This is a genomic window from Lysinibacillus sphaericus, assembly GCF_015844675.1.
Lineage (GTDB): Bacteria > Bacillota > Bacilli > Bacillales_A > Planococcaceae > Lysinibacillus > Lysinibacillus sphaericus_E.
The window spans coordinates 1-22,524 of sequence record NZ_LDGC01000075.1 but is presented as its reverse complement, the minus strand read 5'-3'; the positions used below and the strand labels follow the sequence as shown (position 1 = coordinate 22,524).

21 protein-coding genes are annotated in these 22,524 nt (G+C 35.2%); 16 read left to right on the top strand and 5 right to left on the bottom strand.

The window, feature by feature from the left end:
- Window positions 1-2 precede the first annotated feature (2 nt).
- From ABE34_RS19100 to ABE34_RS19090, 3 genes are all read left to right on the top strand, one after another.
- Window positions 3-788 carry a serine hydrolase gene (locus tag ABE34_RS19100; protein ID WP_197144040.1) on the top strand — a complete coding sequence of 262 codons (786 nt, stop codon included), beginning with the start codon at window positions 3-5 and terminating at the stop codon, window positions 786-788.
- On the top strand, window positions 785-1,600 hold the full coding sequence (locus ABE34_RS19095; RefSeq protein ID WP_197144039.1) for an SH3 domain-containing C40 family peptidase: 816 nt from the start codon (window positions 785-787) through the stop codon (window positions 1,598-1,600). The genes ABE34_RS19100 and ABE34_RS19095 overlap by 4 nt, the downstream gene beginning before the upstream one ends.
- 130 nt (window positions 1,601-1,730) lie before the next feature.
- Window positions 1,731-2,381: a hypothetical protein gene (locus tag ABE34_RS19090; protein WP_197144038.1), complete on the top strand. Its 651-nt coding sequence runs from the start codon at window positions 1,731-1,733 to the stop codon at window positions 2,379-2,381.
- Window positions 2,382-2,442: 61 nt separating this feature from the next.
- On the opposite strand, the gene ABE34_RS19085 is transcribed toward ABE34_RS19090, so the two are convergent.
- Complete coding sequence (locus ABE34_RS19085; protein ID WP_197144037.1) at window positions 2,443-3,201, bottom strand: glucosaminidase domain-containing protein; 759 nt, start codon at window positions 3,199-3,201, stop codon at window positions 2,443-2,445.
- A 689-nt stretch (window positions 3,202-3,890) separates the two neighbouring features.
- Between ABE34_RS19085 and ABE34_RS19080 the strand changes: the two genes are divergently transcribed.
- The 4 genes from ABE34_RS19080 (at window position 3,891) to ABE34_RS19065 (ending at window position 9,091) form a co-directional block, all read left to right on the top strand.
- On the top strand, window positions 3,891-4,856 hold the full coding sequence (locus ABE34_RS19080) for an ABC transporter ATP-binding protein (protein ID WP_197144036.1): 966 nt from the start codon (window positions 3,891-3,893) through the stop codon (window positions 4,854-4,856).
- The gene (gene opuFB / locus ABE34_RS19075; RefSeq protein ID WP_197144035.1) at window positions 4,849-6,363 is read left to right on the top strand and encodes an osmoprotectant update ABC transporter permease/substrate-binding subunit OpuFB; all 1,515 of its coding nucleotides are present in this window, start codon (window positions 4,849-4,851) and stop codon (window positions 6,361-6,363) included. Before ABE34_RS19080 ends, opuFB begins: the two co-directional genes overlap by 8 nt.
- A gap of 285 nt (window positions 6,364-6,648) precedes the next feature.
- The gene (locus ABE34_RS19070) at window positions 6,649-7,053 is read left to right on the top strand and encodes a hypothetical protein (protein ID WP_197229837.1); all 405 of its coding nucleotides are present in this window, start codon (window positions 6,649-6,651) and stop codon (window positions 7,051-7,053) included.
- 763 nt (window positions 7,054-7,816) lie between these two features.
- A complete protein-coding gene (locus tag ABE34_RS19065; protein WP_197144033.1) occupies window positions 7,817-9,091 on the top strand; it encodes a DUF5068 domain-containing protein in 1,275 nt (424 codons plus the stop codon).
- Between the two features lie 164 nt (window positions 9,092-9,255).
- Here the strand turns inward: ABE34_RS19065 and ABE34_RS19060 are convergent, their stop codons facing one another.
- Window positions 9,256-9,915, bottom strand: a complete 660-nt coding sequence (locus ABE34_RS19060) for an SUKH-4 family immunity protein (RefSeq protein ID WP_197229838.1) — start codon at window positions 9,913-9,915, stop codon at window positions 9,256-9,258.
- 210 nt (window positions 9,916-10,125) lie between these two features.
- On the opposite strand from ABE34_RS19060, the gene ABE34_RS19055 reads away from it, so the two are divergent.
- The 7 genes from ABE34_RS19055 (at window position 10,126) to ABE34_RS19025 (ending at window position 15,706) form a co-directional block, all read left to right on the top strand.
- The gene (locus tag ABE34_RS19055) at window positions 10,126-10,764 is read left to right on the top strand and encodes a DUF2975 domain-containing protein (protein WP_197144031.1); all 639 of its coding nucleotides are present in this window, start codon (window positions 10,126-10,128) and stop codon (window positions 10,762-10,764) included.
- Window positions 10,765-10,775: 11 nt separating this feature from the next.
- Window positions 10,776-10,988 carry a helix-turn-helix domain-containing protein gene (locus tag ABE34_RS19050; RefSeq protein WP_079560164.1) on the top strand — a complete coding sequence of 71 codons (213 nt, stop codon included), beginning with the start codon at window positions 10,776-10,778 and terminating at the stop codon, window positions 10,986-10,988.
- A gap of 250 nt (window positions 10,989-11,238) precedes the next feature.
- Window positions 11,239-11,769: a TetR/AcrR family transcriptional regulator gene (locus ABE34_RS19045; RefSeq protein ID WP_197144030.1), complete on the top strand. Its 531-nt coding sequence runs from the start codon at window positions 11,239-11,241 to the stop codon at window positions 11,767-11,769.
- Between the two features lie 5 nt (window positions 11,770-11,774).
- Window positions 11,775-12,101 (top strand): DMT family transporter, encoded by a 327-nt coding sequence (locus ABE34_RS19040; protein WP_197144029.1) that lies wholly within the window; start codon window positions 11,775-11,777, stop codon window positions 12,099-12,101.
- Window positions 12,102-12,115: 14 nt separating this feature from the next.
- On the top strand, window positions 12,116-12,448 hold the full coding sequence (locus ABE34_RS19035; RefSeq protein WP_197144028.1) for an SMR family transporter: 333 nt from the start codon (window positions 12,116-12,118) through the stop codon (window positions 12,446-12,448).
- Window positions 12,449-12,917: 469 nt separating this feature from the next.
- Window positions 12,918-13,349 carry a CotY/CotZ family spore coat protein gene (locus tag ABE34_RS19030; RefSeq protein ID WP_197144027.1) on the top strand — a complete coding sequence of 144 codons (432 nt, stop codon included), beginning with the start codon at window positions 12,918-12,920 and terminating at the stop codon, window positions 13,347-13,349.
- Between the two features lie 86 nt (window positions 13,350-13,435).
- Window positions 13,436-15,706: a YheC/YheD family protein gene (locus ABE34_RS19025; protein ID WP_197144026.1), complete on the top strand. Its 2,271-nt coding sequence runs from the start codon at window positions 13,436-13,438 to the stop codon at window positions 15,704-15,706.
- Between the two features lie 139 nt (window positions 15,707-15,845).
- Here the strand turns inward: ABE34_RS19025 and ABE34_RS19020 are convergent, their stop codons facing one another.
- Window positions 15,846-17,051: an ATP-grasp domain-containing protein gene (locus ABE34_RS19020; RefSeq protein WP_197144161.1), complete on the bottom strand. Its 1,206-nt coding sequence runs from the start codon at window positions 17,049-17,051 to the stop codon at window positions 15,846-15,848.
- Between the two features lie 149 nt (window positions 17,052-17,200).
- Between ABE34_RS19020 and ABE34_RS19015 the strand changes: the two genes are divergently transcribed.
- Both ABE34_RS19015 and ABE34_RS19010 read left to right on the top strand, forming a co-directional pair.
- Window positions 17,201-18,595: a UDP-N-acetylmuramoyl-tripeptide--D-alanyl-D-alanine ligase gene (locus ABE34_RS19015; protein WP_197144025.1), complete on the top strand. Its 1,395-nt coding sequence runs from the start codon at window positions 17,201-17,203 to the stop codon at window positions 18,593-18,595.
- Window positions 18,596-18,731: 136 nt separating this feature from the next.
- On the top strand, window positions 18,732-20,117 hold the full coding sequence (locus ABE34_RS19010; RefSeq protein WP_197144024.1) for a UDP-N-acetylmuramoyl-tripeptide--D-alanyl-D-alanine ligase: 1,386 nt from the start codon (window positions 18,732-18,734) through the stop codon (window positions 20,115-20,117).
- Between the two features lie 59 nt (window positions 20,118-20,176).
- Here the strand turns inward: ABE34_RS19010 and ABE34_RS19005 are convergent, their stop codons facing one another.
- Both ABE34_RS19005 and ABE34_RS19000 read right to left on the bottom strand, forming a co-directional pair.
- Complete coding sequence (locus ABE34_RS19005; protein WP_197144023.1) at window positions 20,177-21,100, bottom strand: C40 family peptidase; 924 nt, start codon at window positions 21,098-21,100, stop codon at window positions 20,177-20,179.
- Window positions 21,101-21,910: 810 nt separating this feature from the next.
- On the bottom strand, window positions 21,911-22,273 hold the full coding sequence (locus tag ABE34_RS19000) for a VOC family protein (protein ID WP_197144022.1): 363 nt from the start codon (window positions 22,271-22,273) through the stop codon (window positions 21,911-21,913).
- Window positions 22,274-22,524 lie beyond the last annotated feature (251 nt).

Here is a 22,524-nt window from a genome sequence, read left to right as displayed (position 1 = left end):
ATATGAAGCAAGCGATAATAGAGATTCTCAAAAATGCTCCCTATAAAGTGCATATGTTTGTGAAAGATTGTAAGACTGAGCAATTTCTCATTAGTGAAAAGCTAGAAGACACGTTTTCTAGTGCTAGCTTAATAAAGGTGCCTATACTGCTTGCTGTTCTGTACTATTTAGAAAGCAACAACCAACCCTTAGAGCAAGAGATTAAGATAGCACCAGAAGAGTGGGTTGATTTTAGTGTTATTAGTGAGCAGCGTCTAGAGCAAAGTACCATCTATGAGCTTTTAGTATGGATGATTATTACGAGTGATAATACAGCAACAAATGTATTAATCGATTTTCTAGGGATGGATGCACTCAATCATTATTTTCATCAAATAGGGCTTCAGCAAACAACGATTCAACGGAAGATGATGGACTTTGAAAAGCTTGTAAAAGGCTTTGATAATACAACGTCGGCAAGTGATATGGCCCTACTATTTTCACGAATTTATCGTAGAGACTTGTTATCATCAGCATTTAGTGAGCTAACAATCGATATTTTAAGTCGCCAACGAATGCACGAATCATTAAGTCGTTATTTAGTAGATGATGTGAAACTTGCTCATAAAACAGGTGGTCTTGAAACAGTAGATCATGATGCTGGGATTGTGTACAGCAGCTCTGGAGATTATCTCATTGGCGCTTTCGTAACAGAGGTTACGAATAATGACCATGCGAGGCAGCTAATCGGTCGTATTTCCAAAGTTGTTTACGAATACTTGGTGAAGCGAAAGGAGCGGATAGAATGAATGCCATTGTGAAGTCCATGATCGCAAATTTACACGCAAAGCCAGATGAAGCCTCAGAATTAGTGGATGAGGTACTATATGGAATGTCGGTAAACATTTTAGAAGACATAGATGAGAACTGGGCACGCATACAAACCGCTTATCGCTATGAAGGTTATTGCCAAAAGGCTAACTTAATAGTTGATAAAACAAAAACAGATACTTGGCGACAAGAAGTAAATCATTTTATTAACCAAAGCTTCGCCGATGTTTTGCAGCAGCCTCGAATTCAGAGTGTGAAAATGATAACCCTCGTTAAAGGTTCAATTATCTGTTCGATTACTAATGACGAGTTAGATCCTGAATGGGCAGAAGTGCAATTAGTGTCGGGGGAGACTGGTTATATACGTAGACAATGGCTACAAGAACAAATTCCAGAAAACAGCTTATCTGAGCAACAAATACGAGAAAATGTAGTCCAAACAGCGCTTAGCTATTTAGCAGCACCTTATCGTTGGGGAGGTAAATCGCCTCTCGGTATTGATTGCTCAGGTTTATGTTCAATGGCGTATATGCTAAACGGGATATATATTTATCGCGATGCCAAAATCGTTGAAGGTTTTCCTATCAAGGAAATACCTTTAGGAAACATTCAAAAGGGAGACTTATTATACTTCCCTGAACATATTGCTTTATATATAGGGGATCATCTTTATGTACATTCTTCGCTTGACGGGAATGAAGTTACTATTAATAGTCTGGACGACCAGCATCAGCATTATCGAAAAGATTTGGAAACATCTATTACCGCTGTTGGCAGTTTATTTGAATAAAAATTTGAGAGAAGCTTGACTGGGCTTCTCTTTTTCAATTTTTGTGATAAATCGGGAAATTATTGATAGAGTTAATCGATTGTCATTATGCTATAATGAAATCAAAATTTAGAGGATTGGGGGGGATAAATTGAATCAAGAGTTACAAGAATTGTTACGTTCCGTTTTTAAGGAAGAATTGGAACCAGTTCATAAGCGACTGGACGGAATAGACCAACATTTTGAGTCTATTGACCAACAACTAGATGTAATGGACAAACGCTTTGACGGAATAGACCAACGATTTGAGTCTATTGATCAAAGATTTGACGGTATGGATCAAAGGTTTGACGGTATGGATCAAAGGTTTGACGGTATGGATCAACGTTTTGAGTCTATTGATCAAAGATTTGACGGTATTGATCAACATTTTGAGTCTATTGACCAACAACTAGATGTAATGGACAAACGCTTTGACGGGATAGACCAACGATTTGAGTCTATTGATCAAAGGTTTGACGGTATGGATCAACGATTTGAGTCTATTGATCAACAACTAGATGTAATGGACAAACGTTTTGACGACATTGACCAACGCTTAGATAAAATTGAAAATGATGTGTGTGAACTTAAGAGTGATGTGCATGAGCTTAAAATTGGACAAGCTGAACTTCAGAAAAATATTGTCGAACATTTAGGTGAGTTTACTGAAAAAATTGCTCAGCAAGTAGAAGATAGAACTTACGCTTTAAACAAGCGTGTTTTTGACATAGAAACTGTGATTTACAGATTAATAAGTTAATAATAATAGACTTAAAAGAAAAAAATCTCCATGACAAAAAAATTTACATGGAGATTTTTTATTAATATTTATATATATTTAATTGCTGACCAGCTTCAAGTGTATCAGATCGAAGCTGATTCCATTGTTTGAGGGACGTCACTTTAACATTATGAGCTTCTGCAATATGCATAAGCGAGTCACCGTCAGCTACGGTAATTGTCTTTTTATCTTTGACAGGGCTGTCATACTGTTGTAAATCATACTTTGCTATTAGTGCATTCAGTTTTTCATTGTATTTTGAATCTGTTGCGTAGGAGCCTGTTAAAAACTTCGTAGCATCTGTATAGGACTTCGTATTGCTTTTATAAATGCCTGCATAGAAATTTTTGTCCCAAGAAACCCCATTACGCATTAATTTTACATAATCTTGTAAAGATGCCTCATAGGAAGGATATTTACGGAATTGAGCCATCACCGTAGTCATATTACCTTTCCCGTCATCCTCATATGTTTCAAATGTCACGGAGTTATTTTGATAACTACCTTTCATACCAAATAAATTATTATTTGGAGCAGATCCAAGTCCACTTTGTCCATGCTCACTTTCTAAAACGGCTTGCGCAATGATAATCGATGCATACAAGTCATTCTCAGCACCGAGTTTCCGAGCAATTTCAGCAATTGAACCAATAAACTCTTCTACACTAGGACGATTATCTACAACTATAGGCTCTTCAGTTTTATGCGTATTGAATAGCTGTGTCACCATAAAAAAAGAAATACAAATAACAATAATAGTAATTATAAGTCCTTTGAAAAAATTAATTACGTATTTCATTGCTCATTGATGTTGATAGATTACAACATCTGCCTTCCTCCTTTCTTTTCAATAACGAAGTTCATATATTTCTAATTATTCCAGAGTCATTGATAGAAATAAAGTCATATTTTTTTATTGAGTACATCATTCATAGAACGATAAAACCCTTCATTTAGTTCCTTAATTTCCAGCTCCTTTTAGAAATGAAAGGAGAGTGAATAGTAGTTATACGTACTCAAAAACAGTATACGATTTTCTATGAAAATTATGAGACAAATAGAGTAAAGCGTCAAGATGACTAACGTTTTGATATAAAACAAAAAATTAAGTTTGAAATGACTTTAGATAGTGAAATATATATAGGAACACTTTGTATCTTAAAAAAGTATTAGTTCTAGACCTATTATGCTTAACGTATATGAAATGAAGAAGACTATAATAGTAGTTTAATTCTATATTAAAACATTAAGTAAATAGACAAAGTGTGTACTCAAAAGATCAAGGAATTCTTGCAAAGTGGATTAGCTGATTGGAGTGAAGGTTGGGCCCTAGAAAAGCGCCGAGTCGGAACGGAAATCACCCCCCATCGTTTTAACAAAATATATATTTAATATAGTGGGTCGACGTAGCAATTTTTTAACTGGGATTAAAATTGATGTAACAGGGTATTTGTTTAACAGCTAGTGACGCAGAAAGGAGCTTATACAATGATAGCATTTGAAAATGTCACAAAAAAATATGCAAATGACCAAGTCGCAGTGAAAGCTATTCATTTAGAGATCAAAAAGGGAGAATTTTTTGTTCTTATTGGACCTAGTGGCTGTGGAAAAACAACATTATTAAAAATGATAAATCGATTAATTCATTTAACGGAAGGGACTATTCGAATTAACGGTAAAAGAATTAGTGATTACAACATTCATGAATTGCGATGGAATATCGGCTATGTCCTTCAACAAATTGCGCTTTTTCCTCATATGACGATTGAAGAAAATATAGCTGTTGTGCCTGAATTGAAAAAATGGAATAAACAGCAAATTCAGCAACGAGTTCGTGAGTTATTAGATATGGTTGGACTTGAACCAGCTAAATATAGTCAGCGCAAACCAACAGAGCTTTCTGGTGGTGAGCAGCAAAGGGTCGGTGTTGTTCGTGCATTAGCAGCAGATCCCGAAATCATTTTAATGGACGAGCCTTTTAGTGCTTTAGATCCGATTAGCCGCACAAAATTACAAGATGATCTTCTTGAGCTTCAGCAAACGATACAAAAAACGATTGTCTTTGTTTCGCATGATATGCAAGAAGCCTTAAAACTTGGAGATCGAATATGCGTAATGAAGGACGGGGAGATTGTGCAGATTGGTACTCCACAAGAAATCATACAAAATCCTGTTAGTGATTTTGTTCGAGAGTTTATTGGGGTAAAAGAGTATGGGGAGAATACTTTCAATATCCAAGATGTAATTGAACCTATTACAGTTGAGAATATTCAAAGAAATCAAGAGAACACCATTTTCTTCAATGATTCTTTACAGACCATTCTTCAAAAATTAGCTCATTATGAATGTTTGGGTGTGGAAGAAAAAGGGGACATAATTGGTGTTGTCACAAGAGCATCCTTGCTGCAGTATTTAGCACAGGATTCCTTAGAAAGAGGTACTTTAAATGGCTAATTTTTTTGAGGTGTTGAGCGAACGAAATAGTCAGCTATTGGCATCTTTATTAGAGCATATTCAAATCTCCTTCATTGCGCTATTCTTTGCAGTGGTGATTGCTATTCCTCTAGGGATTTATTTAACGAATAAAAAGAAAATAGCGGAGAGTATTATTGGTATTAGTGCAGTTTTACAAACGATTCCTTCATTAGCGTTATTAGGATTATTGATTCCGTTGTTTGGCATCGGAAAAGTACCGGCAATTATTGCCTTAGTTGTTTATGCACTTCTTCCGATTTTACGAAATACGTTTACGGGGATAAACGAAGTAGAGCCATCTTTAAAAGAGGCAGCGATGGCTATGGGGATGAATACGCGAAAGCGATTAGTGAAAGTAGAGTTACCCCTTGCTATGCCGGTTATCATGGCGGGGATTAGAACAGCTATGGTATTAATCGTTGGAACAGCAACATTAGCAGCATTAATCGGAGCTGGGGGATTAGGAGATATCATTTTGCTTGGTATTGACAGAAACAATACAGCTCTAATTATTTTAGGGGCTGTTCCTGCCGCGATTTTAGCATTAGTGTTTGACTTCTTACTGAAAAAGCTAGAATCACTGTCGTTTAAAAAAACAATTTCAGCATTGAGTATGATTAGTGCTGTGGCATTAGTAATGATTGTCTTCCCACTACTAAATTTCAAAGGGAAAGATGAGATTATCATTGCAGGGAAGCTTGGCGCTGAGCCAGAGATTCTAATTAATATGTATAAAATGTTAATCGAAAATGAAACAGATTTAAAGGTTCAATTAAAACCTGGACTTGGTAAGACTTCCTTTGTATTTAATGCTCTTAAATCTGGTAGCATTGATATCTATCCAGAATTTACTGGAACGGCAATTTCAGAGTTTTTAAAAGAGGAAGCCATCAATAATAATGAAGAGGATGTTTATCATCAGGCGCAAGAAGGAATGGTGAATAAGTTTGATATGGTGATGCTTAGTCCGATGAAATATAACAACACGTATGCATTGGCAGTATCAAAGCAAATGGCTAAAACCTATCATTTGCAAACAATATCAGACATTAAACCTTTTCAAGAAAAGATAAAAGCCGGTTTCACATTGGAATTTAATGATCGAGAAGATGGTTATTTGGGCATTAAAAAAAATTATGGTATTTCACTTTCAAACATAACGACTATGGAGCCAAAGCTTAGATATCAGGCAATCGAATCAGGTAATATAGACTTATTAGACGCTTATTCAACGGATAGTGAAATACGTCAATATCATTTGCAAGTTTTGGAAGACGATCAGCAACTATTTCCACCATATCAAGGAGCTCCATTACTAAGGAAAGAAACGCTAGAGAAGTATCCTGAAATTGAAGCAGCTTTAAATAAGCTGGCAAATCAAATAACAGATGATGAGATGCGCGAAATGAATTACCGAGTAAATGTAGATGGTCAAAACATAGAAGACGTGGCACGCGAATATTTAATAAAAGCAGGACTGTTGTAAGACGAAAACAAAAGTAGCTAGAAAAGAGATATTAATCTTTTTTCTAGCTACTTTTTATTAGTTTTAGGCTGCTTTCGTAAAGATAGTTGCCAACCAAAATTACTGCCATAAGGTTTTGTTGTATTTTGGATTATTGGAAAGGTCGAATGAAATAGTAAATTAAGCGTAATATAACTTGTTTCGTAATAGGAGCCAAGTTTGTTTAAAAAATTATGCTTGGTCATTTAGAAGATACTGTCCTGTCCGAATAATGATCGAATATATAGAGAAAAGAGAATTGAAAGAATGCGTATGATTTTTTGGACCATTGTAACAAGCGGACTAACTTTGGCAACGGTCGGGTATATGATCCATTTATTGAAAACAAGAAAAGAAAATTTAGATTTTCCTAATCACATTTTTGTAGTGAGTTCAGTATTAGTCATTAGTTTAAGTTTAACGATTGTGCAATTATATGATTGGACATTCAAATGGTCCGGCAATGCACTAATAATAGAGGAACCGTGTACTGTTGAACATGGGGGAGGAAGAACTCCACAAACAGAGATTGTTTTTGAAGAAAAGACACTTTCAGCAAGTTTGTGGAATCGAGATGCAACTATTGGAGAATATGCACATTCCATAGCAACATATATGCCGATTACTGAGGAATTAATAGAAATCCATCTTGATCCTAAAGAAAAAAACTGATGCTGTTTCTAAAAGATTGTTGTTATTCAACTAGCGGAACAGTTTAGTTGAAGAAGTGATTATAAACTTATTGGTCTGAGTTTAACTTTAAAGCAAAAAAAGATTGTTTAATGATGGGTGTATTATCCTTTAATTACAGGGGTTATTTGTATAGTTATTATGTTTTATATTTACTTACCGTAGATAATGAAAGCCGATACTGTAAAGGAAAAGTGGATGGAGTTTTTTGATTTTGTTTCAAACCCTTTAACAGGATCCAGTTCGTTTTATTTATGTCTGCTACTAATGCTATATGGTTAAGTATTTAAAATACAATTTGAATATTTTTTAACAGAGTTAATTCTATATATTTTGTAGATTAATCCTGTTTTTTTACGTTTTTATAACAATAATCTAACGTTAGTAGCCTCTTTTTATTACTAATTTCGAAAAGGGTAATGAGACTATAATCTTGGGTCTATTATACTTATTTTCTGATGACAATGAGCAATACAGCTTTTTTAGTACATTGATAATTATTAGTCAAAGAAAATAACTTAAAAAAGATAGAATTATGTAAATAATGGTAATTAAAAAATTAGATTGAATTATTCAATAAACAATATTTGGATGTTCATTACTTCGATAGTATAATTTCTTCCAGTTCAAGTTGTTTCTGGGTTAAATGTGGATTAAAATGGGTATCAGCTCAAAAAAATAGCTTTTATTATTCGTTTTTACAGTTGAGCCAAAAAATTAATAAAGAAACAACTTGGAGGAAGAAATGAAAAAGAGTTTATTTTTAATGTCTTCGCTAATTTTATCGACTTCAATCATTCTTAGTGGTTGTGGGAAAGACGGGGACGAAACAAAGAAAGACGATGAACCAAAGAAAGTACAGGAGGAAAAAGGACAAGATAAAGAAAAAGATAAAGTCCAAAAGGAAGAACCTAAAAAAGATCAAGAATCAACAAAAGGTTCAGCTGACTTCGCTTCCTTAATTTCTTATATGGAGAAGGAAACACAAGGGAAAACTAACGTTCTTTTTGAAAATAATGAATCACAAGTACATAAAATGGAGAATGTTTCAATTTCACTTGATGCATATTCAGTAGTAGAGTTAAAGGATTTCCACACAGATTTTAATATTCCATTTAACGAAGAAACTAACGGTGGTGTCATTTTAGCTAAATATACAGTGAAGAATGATATGGATAAAGATGTTTATTACATGCCTAGTTTAGACGTTACATTTACGGGTGCTAGTAAGTATTATACGAATGATAAGTATTTGATTCCGGAAGAAGATCAATTACCAAGAAAACTAAGCTTCGAAACGGATTATTTGATAAAAGCGGGTGATGCGGTAACTGGGTATATCGCTTATCCATTCGGTGAAACAGATTTAGCAAAAATCAATGAATTGGGCTCAGTATCAGTAATGATTCCAGTACCGCTTGCCGAAAAAGAAAAATATGATACTACTATTGGTACAGAAGGAAGATTTAATCTTGCTTTAAATACAGATGGCACGAAAAAAGTATCAAGTAATTCAACATTTTATCAAGATAAAGTAACAATGGACAATATGGGTGAAAAGAAGATTCTAAAGGAAAAAAGCGATATCAATGAAAGTAAAAAAATAGGTGACGTAAATGCTACTTTAGAAGGGTATCAGTTTACAAAATTTACACCTAATGAGGTGGAGGCTTCTCGTTTCTCGAATTTCACAAACGGTGTCACTTTATTAACAGTGAAATTTAAACTTGAAAATAAAGCTACTAGTGAAATTGGCTTATCTTCTATGTCTTCGAAACTAACAGTTAATGATGGCATGCAATATTTATTAAGCGAAGGTATGTTATTAAATTATAAGCCTAATGACATAATTAAAGCTGGTGAAAATGGCGAGCTATTACAAGTATTCGTATTAGATCAAGAGCAATATGAAAAAATTTGGAAAGATAAAGCTTTTGACATTGAGTTGGGTCCGATCCGAAATAAAGGAGCAGAGGATACTTCTAAAGGTAAAAAAGAAACATTTACATTACCAAAATAAAATGCAGGAGCCCTCTCACAATTTGAGAGGGCTTGCTGGTTCTATCCACGAAATTGGCCGTTCTATCCATCACTTTGCCGGTTCTTTATGCCACTTTGGCTCTTTCATCCGTCGTTTTTCCAAAGCAAAATTTGGACGCAATTATGTCGAGGCATAATTGAATTTTACCATCCTTGTAGGCCTAACCCTTTGCGATGAGACGATTCAAGCATCACTAGTTTTTTCTCCCATTCATCACACTTCTTTTCCCAATAATGAGAAGAAAGTATAGACGGATCAATCTTTCGTAATGTAGTCCTTAATTGATGAGGGATGGCTAGTATTTCATCACTAAACTTCATTTGGTCTTTATCTCGAAAATTATTATAGTATTTCACAATTTTATTGACGCATCGTTTATATGCCGCTAAAGAATGACAAAAAGTCTCTATTGATGAATTTACATAGATGTGTTCTATGTTTTCAAAATTGCTGTAGTCGATTAAGAGAATTTCGCCACTAACTTTATTGAGGACAAAATATTCATAATTGGCATGTTCTTTAATCAAATAGAAATCCTCGAACATTAAGTAATTCGGTAGTTTAGTAATAATATTTGCATAGTACCAGTCACCTTCAAGTTTCTTTAAAGGTTCCTGCTCACCAGATTGTTCTAATTTTGACGCTTCCACTTTTAATTCCGCCTCTTTAAGTGAGTAATAACTTCTCAAAAATCCTTTCGCAATCGATAAAAATTTATATTTTCTGCGGAACTTTTCAAAGTCGTCTTCAATATTCTCAACTAGAAAGTTAATTGTAGTTTGAGAGATACCTTTTTGATCCATTTGCAAGATCGTTCTGTATGTAGGTAAAGATTCCAATTTCTATTTCAGCCCTTTCAAGTTGTAACTATTGCCTTTTATCACAGTATACCTAATTCAGTAGGCATGATGGTATTAAAATTAAACAATAATTTTTTAATGATAAACATTAATTAATTATTGAAAAGGGTATAGTGAGATGTATAATTAACAATAAGAGAGGGGATGCTTGGAATGGAACAAATAATCCAAAGTAAAGAATTTCGATTTTTAACAAAAGGGTTACGTTTAATTTTTACAATCATGATGGTTTTAATGATAATTGGACTTATTTTGATAGGCGTATTATGTGCAGGGGTAATTTTTGTGCCAGAGAATAGTGTAAATAATTTTCTGGAACAGGGTAATATAACAGCTTTCGTTCAATTAGAAGGGATTCAAATAGAATTAGCAGATAAGGTAACGGAAAATATTCAGTATACGAAAATGAGTGTCGTGAAATTACTATTGACTGCTACAATCTACATAGGATTATTATTATTCATCATTGTTCAAGTAAGAAATCTGTTGAGTAATTTAAGTAAAGGAATAATTTTTTCAAAAAAGAATAGTAGAAAAATAGAATGGATAGCTTATACTGTAGTTGTATTAAGCTTGACAGTAGATACATTTCGCACGTACATTGCTTATACAGTTGCTGAACAAATTCAATTAGGTGAGTTGTTAGTAGGCACAGGTTTGATAAAAGAGATAAGCTTTCAATTTGCCGGAATTAATTGGACATTATTATTATGTGGATTCGTCATTTGGACGATAGCACGTGTATTCCGATATGGTGCGTTTTTACAGGATGAATATGATGCAACAGCTTAGGAAGTGAAAAAATGACGATAATTATTCGATTAGATCGAATGCTCGCTGATCGAAAAATGCAGCTAAGTGAGCTAGCAGAAAAAGTAGATGTGTCAATTGTCAATCTATCCAACTTAAAAACTGGAAAGGTTAGAGCAGTGCGGTTTTCTACGTTGAATGCGATATGTAAGGCATTGAACTGCCAGCCAGGAGATATTTTGGAGTATATAGACGATGAAGAATAACAGAGGCCCGAATATTCGGGTCTCGATTTTTTTGCACGGTAATTGACGATGTAAAAAAAGAACTATAAAATAAAAAAGACCGTCCAGACGGTTTTTTATCTTCAGTCAGAAGAAGACTCCTACCTGTGAAGGTGGTGAGATGAATGCTGACGAGGTTTCTATTCAGTGGGTGGTTTCTAACCCCTACTGAATGAAGATAAAGCCTCCGGACGCAATTACGCCAAGGCGAAATTGATAGAGGGGGGATTGTATGTCATCAAAAGCAGATTTAAAACGTTCACATATTATTCAAACGGCGATTCAATATTTAAAGGTTAATGATTTAAGCACTTTAACTTTAGAAAAGGTAGCCGAAAGGGCGAACATTAGTAAAGGTGGTTTACTGTATCATTTTAATACGAAGGATGCCCTTCAAACAGCAATTGCAGAAATGATTTTAAACGAGGTTATACAATCCTTTGAACATCTAGCAAGTTTTGAGCAAGGGACTGGCAGACTGTCGAGAGCATTTATTTTAACTTCTCAAAAAGATCTTGCGAATGGGGCATCTTTAAATATTGCGGTCCAAATATTGCAAAATGACCATTCTTCCATCTCAGCCGTTTATGAATGTTTATTAGAAGAGTTGTTTCAGGATGGCTTAGATGCCTCCGTTGTTCATTTGATTCGGTTAACGATTGATGGATTGTATTATTCAAAACTATTAAATATCGCACCGTTATCCGATAAGGCAACAGAAAGTGTCTTTGAACAATTAATGCACATGACAAGGAAGGACTAACATACATGAGTGCTTTAGGATTTTTATTTATTTCAATTATCGCAGAAGTTTTTGCAAGCTCGATGCTGAAATTTACAAATGGCTTTAAACGATTATTCCCGTCAATTGGTGTAGTGGTTGGCTATGGAACAGCTTTTTATTTCTTTTCTCTAACATTACAATCTTTAGCGATTGGCACTGCCTATGCGATATGGGCAGGAATAGGTACGGCGCTAACGGCATTAATTGGTGTAATCTTTTATAAGGAATTATTTAATAAAAAAAAGCTAATGGGTATTCTATTTATTATTGTCGGTGTAGTTATCCTTAACCTTGCTGGTAGCGGACATTGAGGAGGAATTTGTAAGTGAAGGGTTATCTTTTTTTAGCGTTATCTATTGTCAGTGAGGTATTTGCAACAACAATGCTTAAGTTTTCGGAGGCATTTACAATTCTAGGTCCATCCATAGCTGTCGCATTAGGATATGGGATTTCGTTTTATTCTTTGTCCCTATGTTTAAAAACGCTGCCATTAAGCCTTGCATATGCCATTTGGTCAGGTATAGGTACAGCCTTAACAGTAATTGTCGGAATCGTTGTATGGGGAGATATGTTAAATTTATATTCAGCAATCGGAATTACACTAATTATTGGCGGTGTTATTCTTCTAAATCAGGGGGACCAACAAAGTGTTCAATAAAGTGAAACGTAGCGTTCACTATTAATAATTAGTCATCATCAAACGAGCATAAACGGGCAGTTAAACTCCCACCTAACTTCTTTGCTGTCGTTTAGGGAGTCTTACTGCTCGTTTATTCTTGCTTCAAAACCTTCTGCAATGATCTTCAAAATTTCATTTCTCCAAATAAAAGGTTTACATAATCCAAATTCGGTAAACTATTTTCCTTTAACTTTCAAGATAAAGAACTAATTTTATAGGTGAATCGAAAAAAGTCGTCATATTTATTGTTTTTACATATGATAAAGAGAAGATGTTGAATAAAGTGAAATGGGAGATTCTCATCCCCGCTGATTGTTCATAAACCAATCGGGCTTTTACGGGCAGTGGAGCTCCCACCTATTATTTTTGTTTTACACTAAAACCTAGAATGGGGAGTCTTACTGTCCTGGACGAATGGCTCATGAAGACTTGGGAGGGGCTGGGGGAAATGAATAATGAACATAAAAGAAACCATTTTATATGTGAAGCACTCTACGACATAAAAGCACTCCAAGATGTGATAAAGGATTTTCATTCTAAATACTTTGGTCAACTGCTTGTGAAAATAGTGGGAAGCGATACAATTCCCTTTTTTTTAATTACACAAAACGGTACTCATTTAAGGTTAATGGATACTGTAAAGCAGTTTGAAACAGAGTTTTTTCGTATAGAGGCAATTGATAAAGAACTTTGTCAAGGAACTGTTTCACTTTTGCGTGCTTTTGATTATGAAGGGCATGATACGAATTTAATTGCAGAGGTTGTCAGGTTAGAGCGAACGTCTACAGTAAAATCCATTGAATTAAGTAGTATTTCTGCGATTCAGTTATTGAAGCCAGATATGTTAAAAGGGAAATTTATCATTGAGCCCAAATGGTGACATAAAAGTTAGAGCAGCTGTCTATATGCACGTTGGATTGATTGAATTTATTAAAGAGAAAATCGATGAAAGGAAGAGAATAACGAATGACAATTATTGGAATGCTGCATCATCGTCTAGATCCTCAAACCGTAATTAAGTCATATGCATTTGCGGCCGTTGCAAAAGCAGAAGGGGCTCAATTTTTTTATTTTACACCAAAAAGTGTCAACTTCGATAATCGTTCCATTAGAGGAAAGGTTTATGAAAATGGCGCTTGGCATGAAAGGATGATGCCCTTTCCAGATGTGATATACAATGCAGGAAGTCCGGAAAAATTATCAGTATCAAAGGACATTATTGAGAAATTGAAAAAGGAAATCCCTTTTACAACTTATTCTATAGGGAATAAATGGAACGTGATGAAGCGACTGAAAGAAGCTAAGGAATTCGATAAATATTTAATTCCATCTGAAATTGTGGAGAATGTTGATTTATTCCACAAATTTATATCATTTTATAAAAAAGTGGTATTTAAACCGATAGATGGCCGGAAGGGAAAAAGGATTTATTTTATTTCGAAAGTAGGAAGGGCTAACTTTGAGGTAAAGAAAGATACGGAAATTACTATTTATTCAAAGGCACAGCTAGATGATTTAATAAGAGGGCAACTCTCTACAGGCACCTTTATCGTGCAACCTTATATTCAATCTAGAACAAAATCAGGTCAAATTTATGATTTTCGGCTTCATGTTCAAAAAAACGGTGAAGGTAAATGGGTTATAACGACGATATATCCGCGAATAGCACCAAATGGCTCAATCATACCTAATATTAACAATGGTGGATTTACGAACTATTTAGATCCTTTTCTAGAGCAGGAATTTAAAGAAGAGGCTTATGATATTCGGCGTATGTTAGAGCATTTTTCCTTGTCACTAGCTCAACATTTAGATGAAATTCAGATGGCACAATTTGGAGAAGTTATAGATGAAATTGGCATTGATATAGGCTTAGATGAACACCAAAAAATTTGGATGTATGAAGTAAACTGGCGACCAGGTTGCCCTCCTGCGTTCTATTTAGAATTAGATGTGGTCATCAATACGATAAAGTATGCCATGTACCTTGCTAGCAACCATACACAAATTAAGAGGGAAATTAAGCAACGGCAAAAAAGTAACGATATAAGCGAAGTTAAAAGTGAAACTACACAGCAGACGACAAATAAGGATAAAGGCGAAGTAAAAAGTGAAATAACACAACAGATGACAAATAAGGCTGTAGACAAAGAAAAGGGTTTACCGATTATTGCGATTACCGGCAGTGCTGGAAAAACGACATCAAAAGCATTCCTTGCCTCAATTTTGTCGCAAAAATGGAATGTTTTTGAGTCAAAAGATTATTGGAATACAACAGAGCATACGAAAAAACATAAAGAAGAAATTAATGCTTCGCACGAGGCTGTAGTGCTAGAATACGGGATGGCCTACCCAGGTATCATAACAAATCACTGTAGCATTATCCAACCGAATATTAGTATTATCACAAATATCGGTTTAGCTCATGTAGGCAACTTTGATGGAGATATTAAAGGCGTGGCCAAGGCAAAATCGGAGTTAATACATGGCATGGATCAAAATGGTTTATTAATATTGAATAAGGATGATGACAACTCAAAATATTTAGAGACAAAGCAGTTTAAAGGAAAAATATTAACGGTTGGCATTCATGGCACAACGGACTATAATGCTTATGATATTCGATATAAAGACATCGGTATGACCTTTAAAATAAAGCTACAAGGACAGGAAATGGCTATGTATATCCCCATTTTAGGAGAGCATCATGTTTATAATGCGCTGAATGCGGTTGCGGTTGCAGATTATTTAGGATTCAGTCCAGCAGATATTCAAGCGGGGCTTAATTTCAAAAAACCTCCTAGAAGATTAACTATTTATAACTGTCGTGATGACATTACGCTTATTGATGATACCGTTCACTCTCATCCACAGGGCGTACGTGCAGCTATTAATGTTCTTACGAATATAGCGAAGAAACGTAAAATTGCTATTATTGGACAAATGCGAGAATTAGGGGATTTGAGAGAAGAGGAATATCGTAAATTAGGCGAATTCATTTATGAGCAAGACATAGATTTATTCATTACTTATGGCTTTAGAACGGAGGAAATGGGAGCGGCAGCAAAGGCTAAAGGGATGGATCCTTCTAAAATTCATCATTTCATTAATAAGGAAAACTTGCATGCTCTCTTAGAGAAAGTCATAGAGCCTCACGACACCATTTTAGTAAAGGGTGCTAGTAAAACGAATATGTTTGAAACGGTTCAATTTTTAGATCAAACATTTAAAGAATAAATAAAAAGACCCGAGTAATTGACCTTTTGAAAGGGGACAATTATTCGGGCTATTTTTGTAGCTAAATAATGAGAGCAATTTTGGTGAGTTACTAAACAAAGCTGATTCAAGATGCAATGATGCCGAGGAATAATTATATTTAAGATACTTTTAGAATGAACTTTATTTCTTTCGCGGCATCAATTGCTTTATTTTTAGCTTCAGCTAATGTCGCACCTTCTGCAATTACATACGCATAACGATGTCCCATCGATAAAGGAGGGCTCAGTAATGTTCCCCTTTTCGGCTTCACATATACATCCACGACTCCCGGTGAATTCGTTGCTTTATTTCTTCCGATAACTTTTTCTAAAATACCTTTACTTTCAACAATGACGTATTTTGTATAGACGAACTTTTTATGTTTTGGTCTGATATTGGGGCGTTCACCTAAAAATAATTTAAGTGTTTCTTCCACTAAATTAAATCCAAAAGCGGCGTGAAGCATAGTATTCATTGCTCCCCCTGAGATTCGTGGATTAATCTCAATAAGCTTCCAGCCATTCTTTGTTAAACGAAGTTCTAAATGCAACGCGCCATTTTCGATGTTAAACGCTTTAACAATAGATTGGAGAACTTCCTCAAGACCAGTTTGAATTTCTTTAGGAGCTTTAACAAGCACACCATAACCGGTAATAATAAAACGTTTACCTTGAGTAATTTCTTGTTCAATAATACCGATTACATGAGCATGCTTTTTATAGACAAGTGCTTCTACTAAATATTGCGGGCCCTCGATATATTCTTCAATCATAATTGTTTCTCGTGGATTTTTGCTTCGTAGATAGCTCAGGTGTTTCTTCAGTTCGCTCGAGTTGTTTGCTAACAAAACATCTTTGGAGCCTGTAGATTTCGGAGATTTTATAATTAATGGGAATTCTAAGTCATTAGTGACGGACTCATTGGGCTTGAGAAGAAAAAACTTTGGAGAATAGGACTGGCTCTCTAAAAACATTCTAGTTTTTTCTTTATCCTCCATCATTTCAATAGCTGCTGATGATGTATAGTTAACACAAAACTCATCACATAAAATAGAGGCAATATGGACAAAAGGATCGACAAAACTAACAATAGATTTTATTTCTAACCCGGTTTTAATTAAGTTATTAATTTCATCTTTCATTTCTTCTATATTCGAAGTATCAATAAGAATCATTTTATGAATATCTGGGTAGGCTTTTCTCTGCTGTAATTGTTTTTCAGTGTTTGTAAAAAGTACAGTAAAATAACCCAGTTTTTCTGCTGCTCTTGTTGCTTCACGACTTGACCCGGATTTGTTTGTGCCGATAAATATAATCGTTTTCAGGTATATCACTCCTTCTATTGGTACTTAGATACTTAATCACCTATATATATATGCGAACAAATAGATTTCCTCTAGTTATGTATCTTGTCTACATCCAAGCAACTTTTAAAAAGTTACATATACTAGAAAGGAAAGGAGGGGAGATTGATATGAAGCCTCTTACAGTGCAGAACTTAAAAGCGATAACTGCAGGCGATTTAGTGCAAGGGTCGGAGGAAGTGTTGATTCAACATGGTGCATATCGACTAAAGCAAGTTAAAAGACCAAATACAGTTCTTTTTACGAGTAAGCCTATTGTCAACTGGGAAAAACTTAAGCCATTTTATCCTTTAGTACTTGTAACCGATAGATTATATAGAAAAAATGAAGTACCTAAGCAAATAATCATCATTAAAGTAATAAATACAGACGAGGCCTATTGGAAATTTGTTAACTTTTATCGAAGTCAATTTAAACTTCCGATTGTAGCCATTACTGGTACATCTGGTAAATCAACAACAAAAGAAATGATTAAACATATACTTTCTGCCAAAAAAAATGTAACAGCTACGACACTAAGCAGTAATTCTAGAACGGCTTCTTTGCAATATTTACTGAATATTGATGATCGTACCGAAGCAGCCGTTTTTGAAACTGCTGTTGGGTCACCGGGAGACATCCGGATTGCAGGAGAATATTTTAAGCCAACTATTGGGATTATTACAAATATAGGGGCGCATCATTTAAATTATTGTAAAACGTTGGAGGGATATATCCAAGCAAAGGCTGAAATGTTGGACATTATTAGTCCTACAGGCGCATTAATCCTAAATGCTGAGGATATCAACACAAGTAAAATAGATTTATCGAAGTTTCACGGCCGCATCATTAAAATAGGCAAGCATGCATCCTGTGATTTTCGAGCAAGTAATATTCGTTACCACAAAAATGGTATGCTTTTCAACGTTCATCACAAGAAGAAGCTCTATGAAATCTTTGTCCCAGGTTTTGGCGAGCACCAAGTATATAATGCGCTTGCTGCGATTGCAGCTATTTATGAAATGGGTCTGCCGATTTCTTTAGCAGCTGAACAACTGCAATCATACCAAAAATTGAATAAGCAGCTTCAAGTGTTTAAAGGCATTAATAATTCCATATTAATAGATGATACATGGAATATTACAACTACTTCTTTGGAGGCAGGCTTAAAGGTTTTAAATGCGCTCGGAGAAGGGAAAAAAAAGATTGCCATTATTGGGACGATTACAGATTTAGGATCTTGGGGATATATCATTCACGAGCAAGCGGGAGAATTAATTAGTCAAATAGGGGTAGATGTACTCATTACTATAGGGGAACATGCAAGCATTATGGCGCATCATGCCGTTGATTTAGGATTAAGTTCACCTGTTTACACTTTTAGAAATAGTACGCGTGTTTATCAATTGTTAGAAGAAATTGTTGATGAAAATACTATCCTTCTTATTAAAGGAGATATGTATAGCAAGGAAGTTTCGAAGTTGGCAGATGATCTAAAAATAAAGAAATCATCCGCTTCCGAATAGATTTCACCTAAATAAATGTTATTTTTCTCATTTACTAGAATGTGCATATCTATAGCTGATAGATAAAAAGCAGAAGGCTAGTTATATATTGCTCATTTATTAAGAAATGACTTTATAGAAAGGAGGCGAAGTTAACTTGCAACATATCAGTGTGCATGAGATAAGAAAACTATTGCAAGGAGAATTATTAAGCGGTTCTGAACGCTGGTCTGTTAAACATGCAATTTATTATAATCGACATGAGCTTACACATAATCATACACTTATGTTTGTTAGTAAAAGGGATACCATCAACTGGCAAGAGATAGATCGAAAGGGGCCAACTCTAGTCATCTCGGATAAATCATCAGAAGAATTGAATAATGCGCTGGAGAATACAACTGTTATACGCGTCAGGAGTATTGTGCAGTCCTATTGGAAATTCATTGAATATTACAGAAATCTATTCGAAATACCAGTCGTTGCTTTAACCGGAACTTGTGGGAAAACTACTACGAAAGAAATGATTAAACACATAACTAGTAAGGAATGGGATGTTCAAGCATCTGTAAGTAGTAAAAATGAGCCTCGGCAATCCTTGCCATACTTGACTGGAATCAATCAGAAGACAAAAGCAGCTATATTTGAATTAGGTTTGGGCAATATCGGAAATATTAAACACCAGTGTATGATCTATCAGCCTACGATTGGTATTATTACGAATATCGGTGTCCATCATTTGGACGGATGTATAAATCTTGATGGGTATATAAAAGCAAAAGCAGAAATTTTAGAAGGAATAAAAAAAGATGGCACACTAATCATTAATAGTGATGATGAAAACACTAAAAAGATCCCCTTGCACAAATTTAAAGGGAAGTTGATTACTTTTGGCGTTCACGAAAAATCAGATTATCAAGCTACGAATATACAATTCACAGAGGGCGGCATGCAATTTGTACTAAAAGTGTCAAATAACCAATATGAAGTGTCTGTTCCAGGATACGGTGAACACCAAGTATATAATGCGTTAGCGGCTATAGCTGCTGTAAAGGAAATGGGACTTTCCATTGAAATCGCAATTTCGCATTTAAAAACGTTTAAAGCGATGGCAAGACACTTAGAGTTTTCAACAGGGGTTGGTGAAAGTACGATCGTAGATGATACTTGGACAAATAACCCAACTTCTGTTGAAGCGGCACTAAAGGTGTTAGACACGATAGGAGTAGGGAAAAAAGTAATTCTTATTTTAGGTGACATTAAGAGATTAGGTAACTTCGAAGAAAAATATCATCGACAGATTGGCACAATGGTCGCAAAACGTAATGTAGATACGCTTATTACTATTGGCAAAAGAGCAGAAAATATCGCGAATCAAGCGTTGAAGGAAGGTACGAAGGCAGACGTTCATATGTTTAAAGATGTTTCAGGAGTATTAGATGTACTAAAGACTAAGCTCGATAGTGAAACCATCGTACTTATTAAAGGTCCAATGTCTAGCAAATCTATGATTGAATTTGCGAATCAGTTAAAAAATAGATAAAAGAAAAAGAAGCTTCCTTAAGGAATGCTTCTTTTTTCTACATACAATTTAGAGCGGACTTAAAAAACACGTTTTGCAGTAATATAATGCTGTTTGTAATAATCAACCATTAGTACTCTTGTAGTGATACCACTAGAACTTGGAATGATAATACGGTGATCACCTGCATAGATAGCTACTAGTGAAGGGGTTTTAGAGCCTACAACACTATTAAAGAACACTAAATCACCCTTCTTTAAATTAGCACGTGAAACCGTTGTGCCAGCATTCATCAAATCCTTTAAATTAGTTGTACCAAGTTTAACTCCACTCTTACGATAAACAAAGTCTACAAACCCTGGCGCTGTAAAGCGAAGACTTGCTTCATTATTCGTAGAGCTGATTTTTGCTTTATTTTTATAAGTAAAGGCGTTTTCAACAATTTTATCGCCTTTCGTTGCAGGGTTAGCTGAAAGTAGTGTAGGTAATACTCTACGAGCAGTTACATAATTATCTGTATAATATGGTTTACTATTTAAATCAGAGATAACGATATTTTGTTTAGAATCAGCCATGTGAATCATTTTATTGTTGCCGATATACATTCCTACATGATCAGGATCTGTTCCTGTTTTTTTACTCTTAAAGAAAAGTAAATCGCCTTTTTGTAATTGACTTTTTGCTACGTATGTCCCTTGCTGCATCATATAATCTTCATTGTAAGTTCCAATATCGACACCATTTTTCTCGAAAATGTACATGATAAAAGAAGCACAAGAAAATTTATATGGATACGTAGGCTTGTATGTTGAATTACTGTATGTCGCCTGTCCAATTAAGCTTTTTCCAGTTTGAATTAATTGCTCCGCTTTCGCAGCAACAGCCTGAGCGTTATTTGTTGTTGCAGCCTCTACTTCTATTGGGTGAACAGTTGGTTGCACTATTCCCAATGAACTAAAGCCTATCGTCAATGCTAATGTTGTTGTTAAAAATCGTTTATTCATGATGTTAAGTTCCTCCTGAAAGCTATTTGTTAAGTTTAATCCTGTTTTGGCTTTTCTCTGGAATTAATCGTAGCATGAAAAAGTAAGGCTTCTTTGAGGTAATTGTTACCACGGTGAATGGGAATTCGCTGTAAACACCTGATACAAAGGGCTTCATCGCCTTAATTTACAGTTATATTACAAATGTTTCAGTTGGGTGAAGTAATTGTAGAAACGAAAGGTCATAGGGGCAGTAAAAGCCTATCAAACAGGCACTGAAAGACAGTTATCGCTGTCGAAATATTTTTATGATGAAAAGAAGATATAAATTAGAACATACACTTAATTTAGAGTAAATAAGCCCGTAAATCAGTTTTATCACATCTTGGGGTTATAATGAGGAAAAACAGTTGAAAATAATATGGTCAATTTAACTTTTGTTGTGCTGCCACCCTATCTTATTATAATAAAATATTGGAGATGCCAGGTGAAGTGGTTGATTTTCGTTCAGACTGGGCGACTCCTTAGGGATCAGCGATATAGAGGAACGAAGGCTAAAACCATCACATCCTTTGATAACGCCTTCGTGACCAACATCGTGCTGCTGCCGCTACGTTGCACTCTCGCTTTCGCGCAAAAGACATCTGTTGGCCCGAGACCCTGCAACGAAGCGAAGCGGCTCATCGGACGCCCCTAGGAAAGCGTCCCAGTCGGAACGGAAATCAACGCCTCGCTTTGCCGAAGAGACATACTTTATTTCACCTCTTGATTGCGTTACTTTGTCACAAAATTAAGAAGAGTCTTATCTTCAGGTAATACAAGAGAAGAGCTTTAAATTTCCTGAATCATCTCTACTCTATTACCGAATGGATCTCTAAATTCAAAGCGCTCAAAATGAGGAATAGGAACTGAGTCGAATATTTCTATATGATGTTCGATTAATGTCTTTTTCCACTCTTCTATATTTTCAACTTGATAGGCGATATGAGCCTTAGTCGTTAATCTATCAAAGCCATCTTCTGTCCCTATATGTACCTCTTTATTGCCGACTTGTAACCAAAACCCACCTCGTCCTTTAAGCGAATCCGGCTTTTCAAGTTCTTTTAGTCCTAAAACTTGACAGTAAAAATGTTTCCCTTTTTCTTCTTCACCTTTTGGAATTGTAATTTGAACGTGATGTAGGCCTATAACCATTTGTTCTCCTCCTTTAATTCTAATCAATACTTATTTCTAGGTTAATAATGGAAAACCCTTTAACTTCTTTCAGCTGGTGTCTAAACACTCGCTGAAATAGAAGAACTCAGTCTAAGAACGCCACGTCCTGTGGCAACGACTGAGTGACCAACATCATGCTGTTGTTGCTGCCGCTACGTTAGCACTGCGCTTTCGCACAGAAAAACATGTTGCTGCCGCTACGTTAGCACTGCGCTTTCGCACAGAAAAAC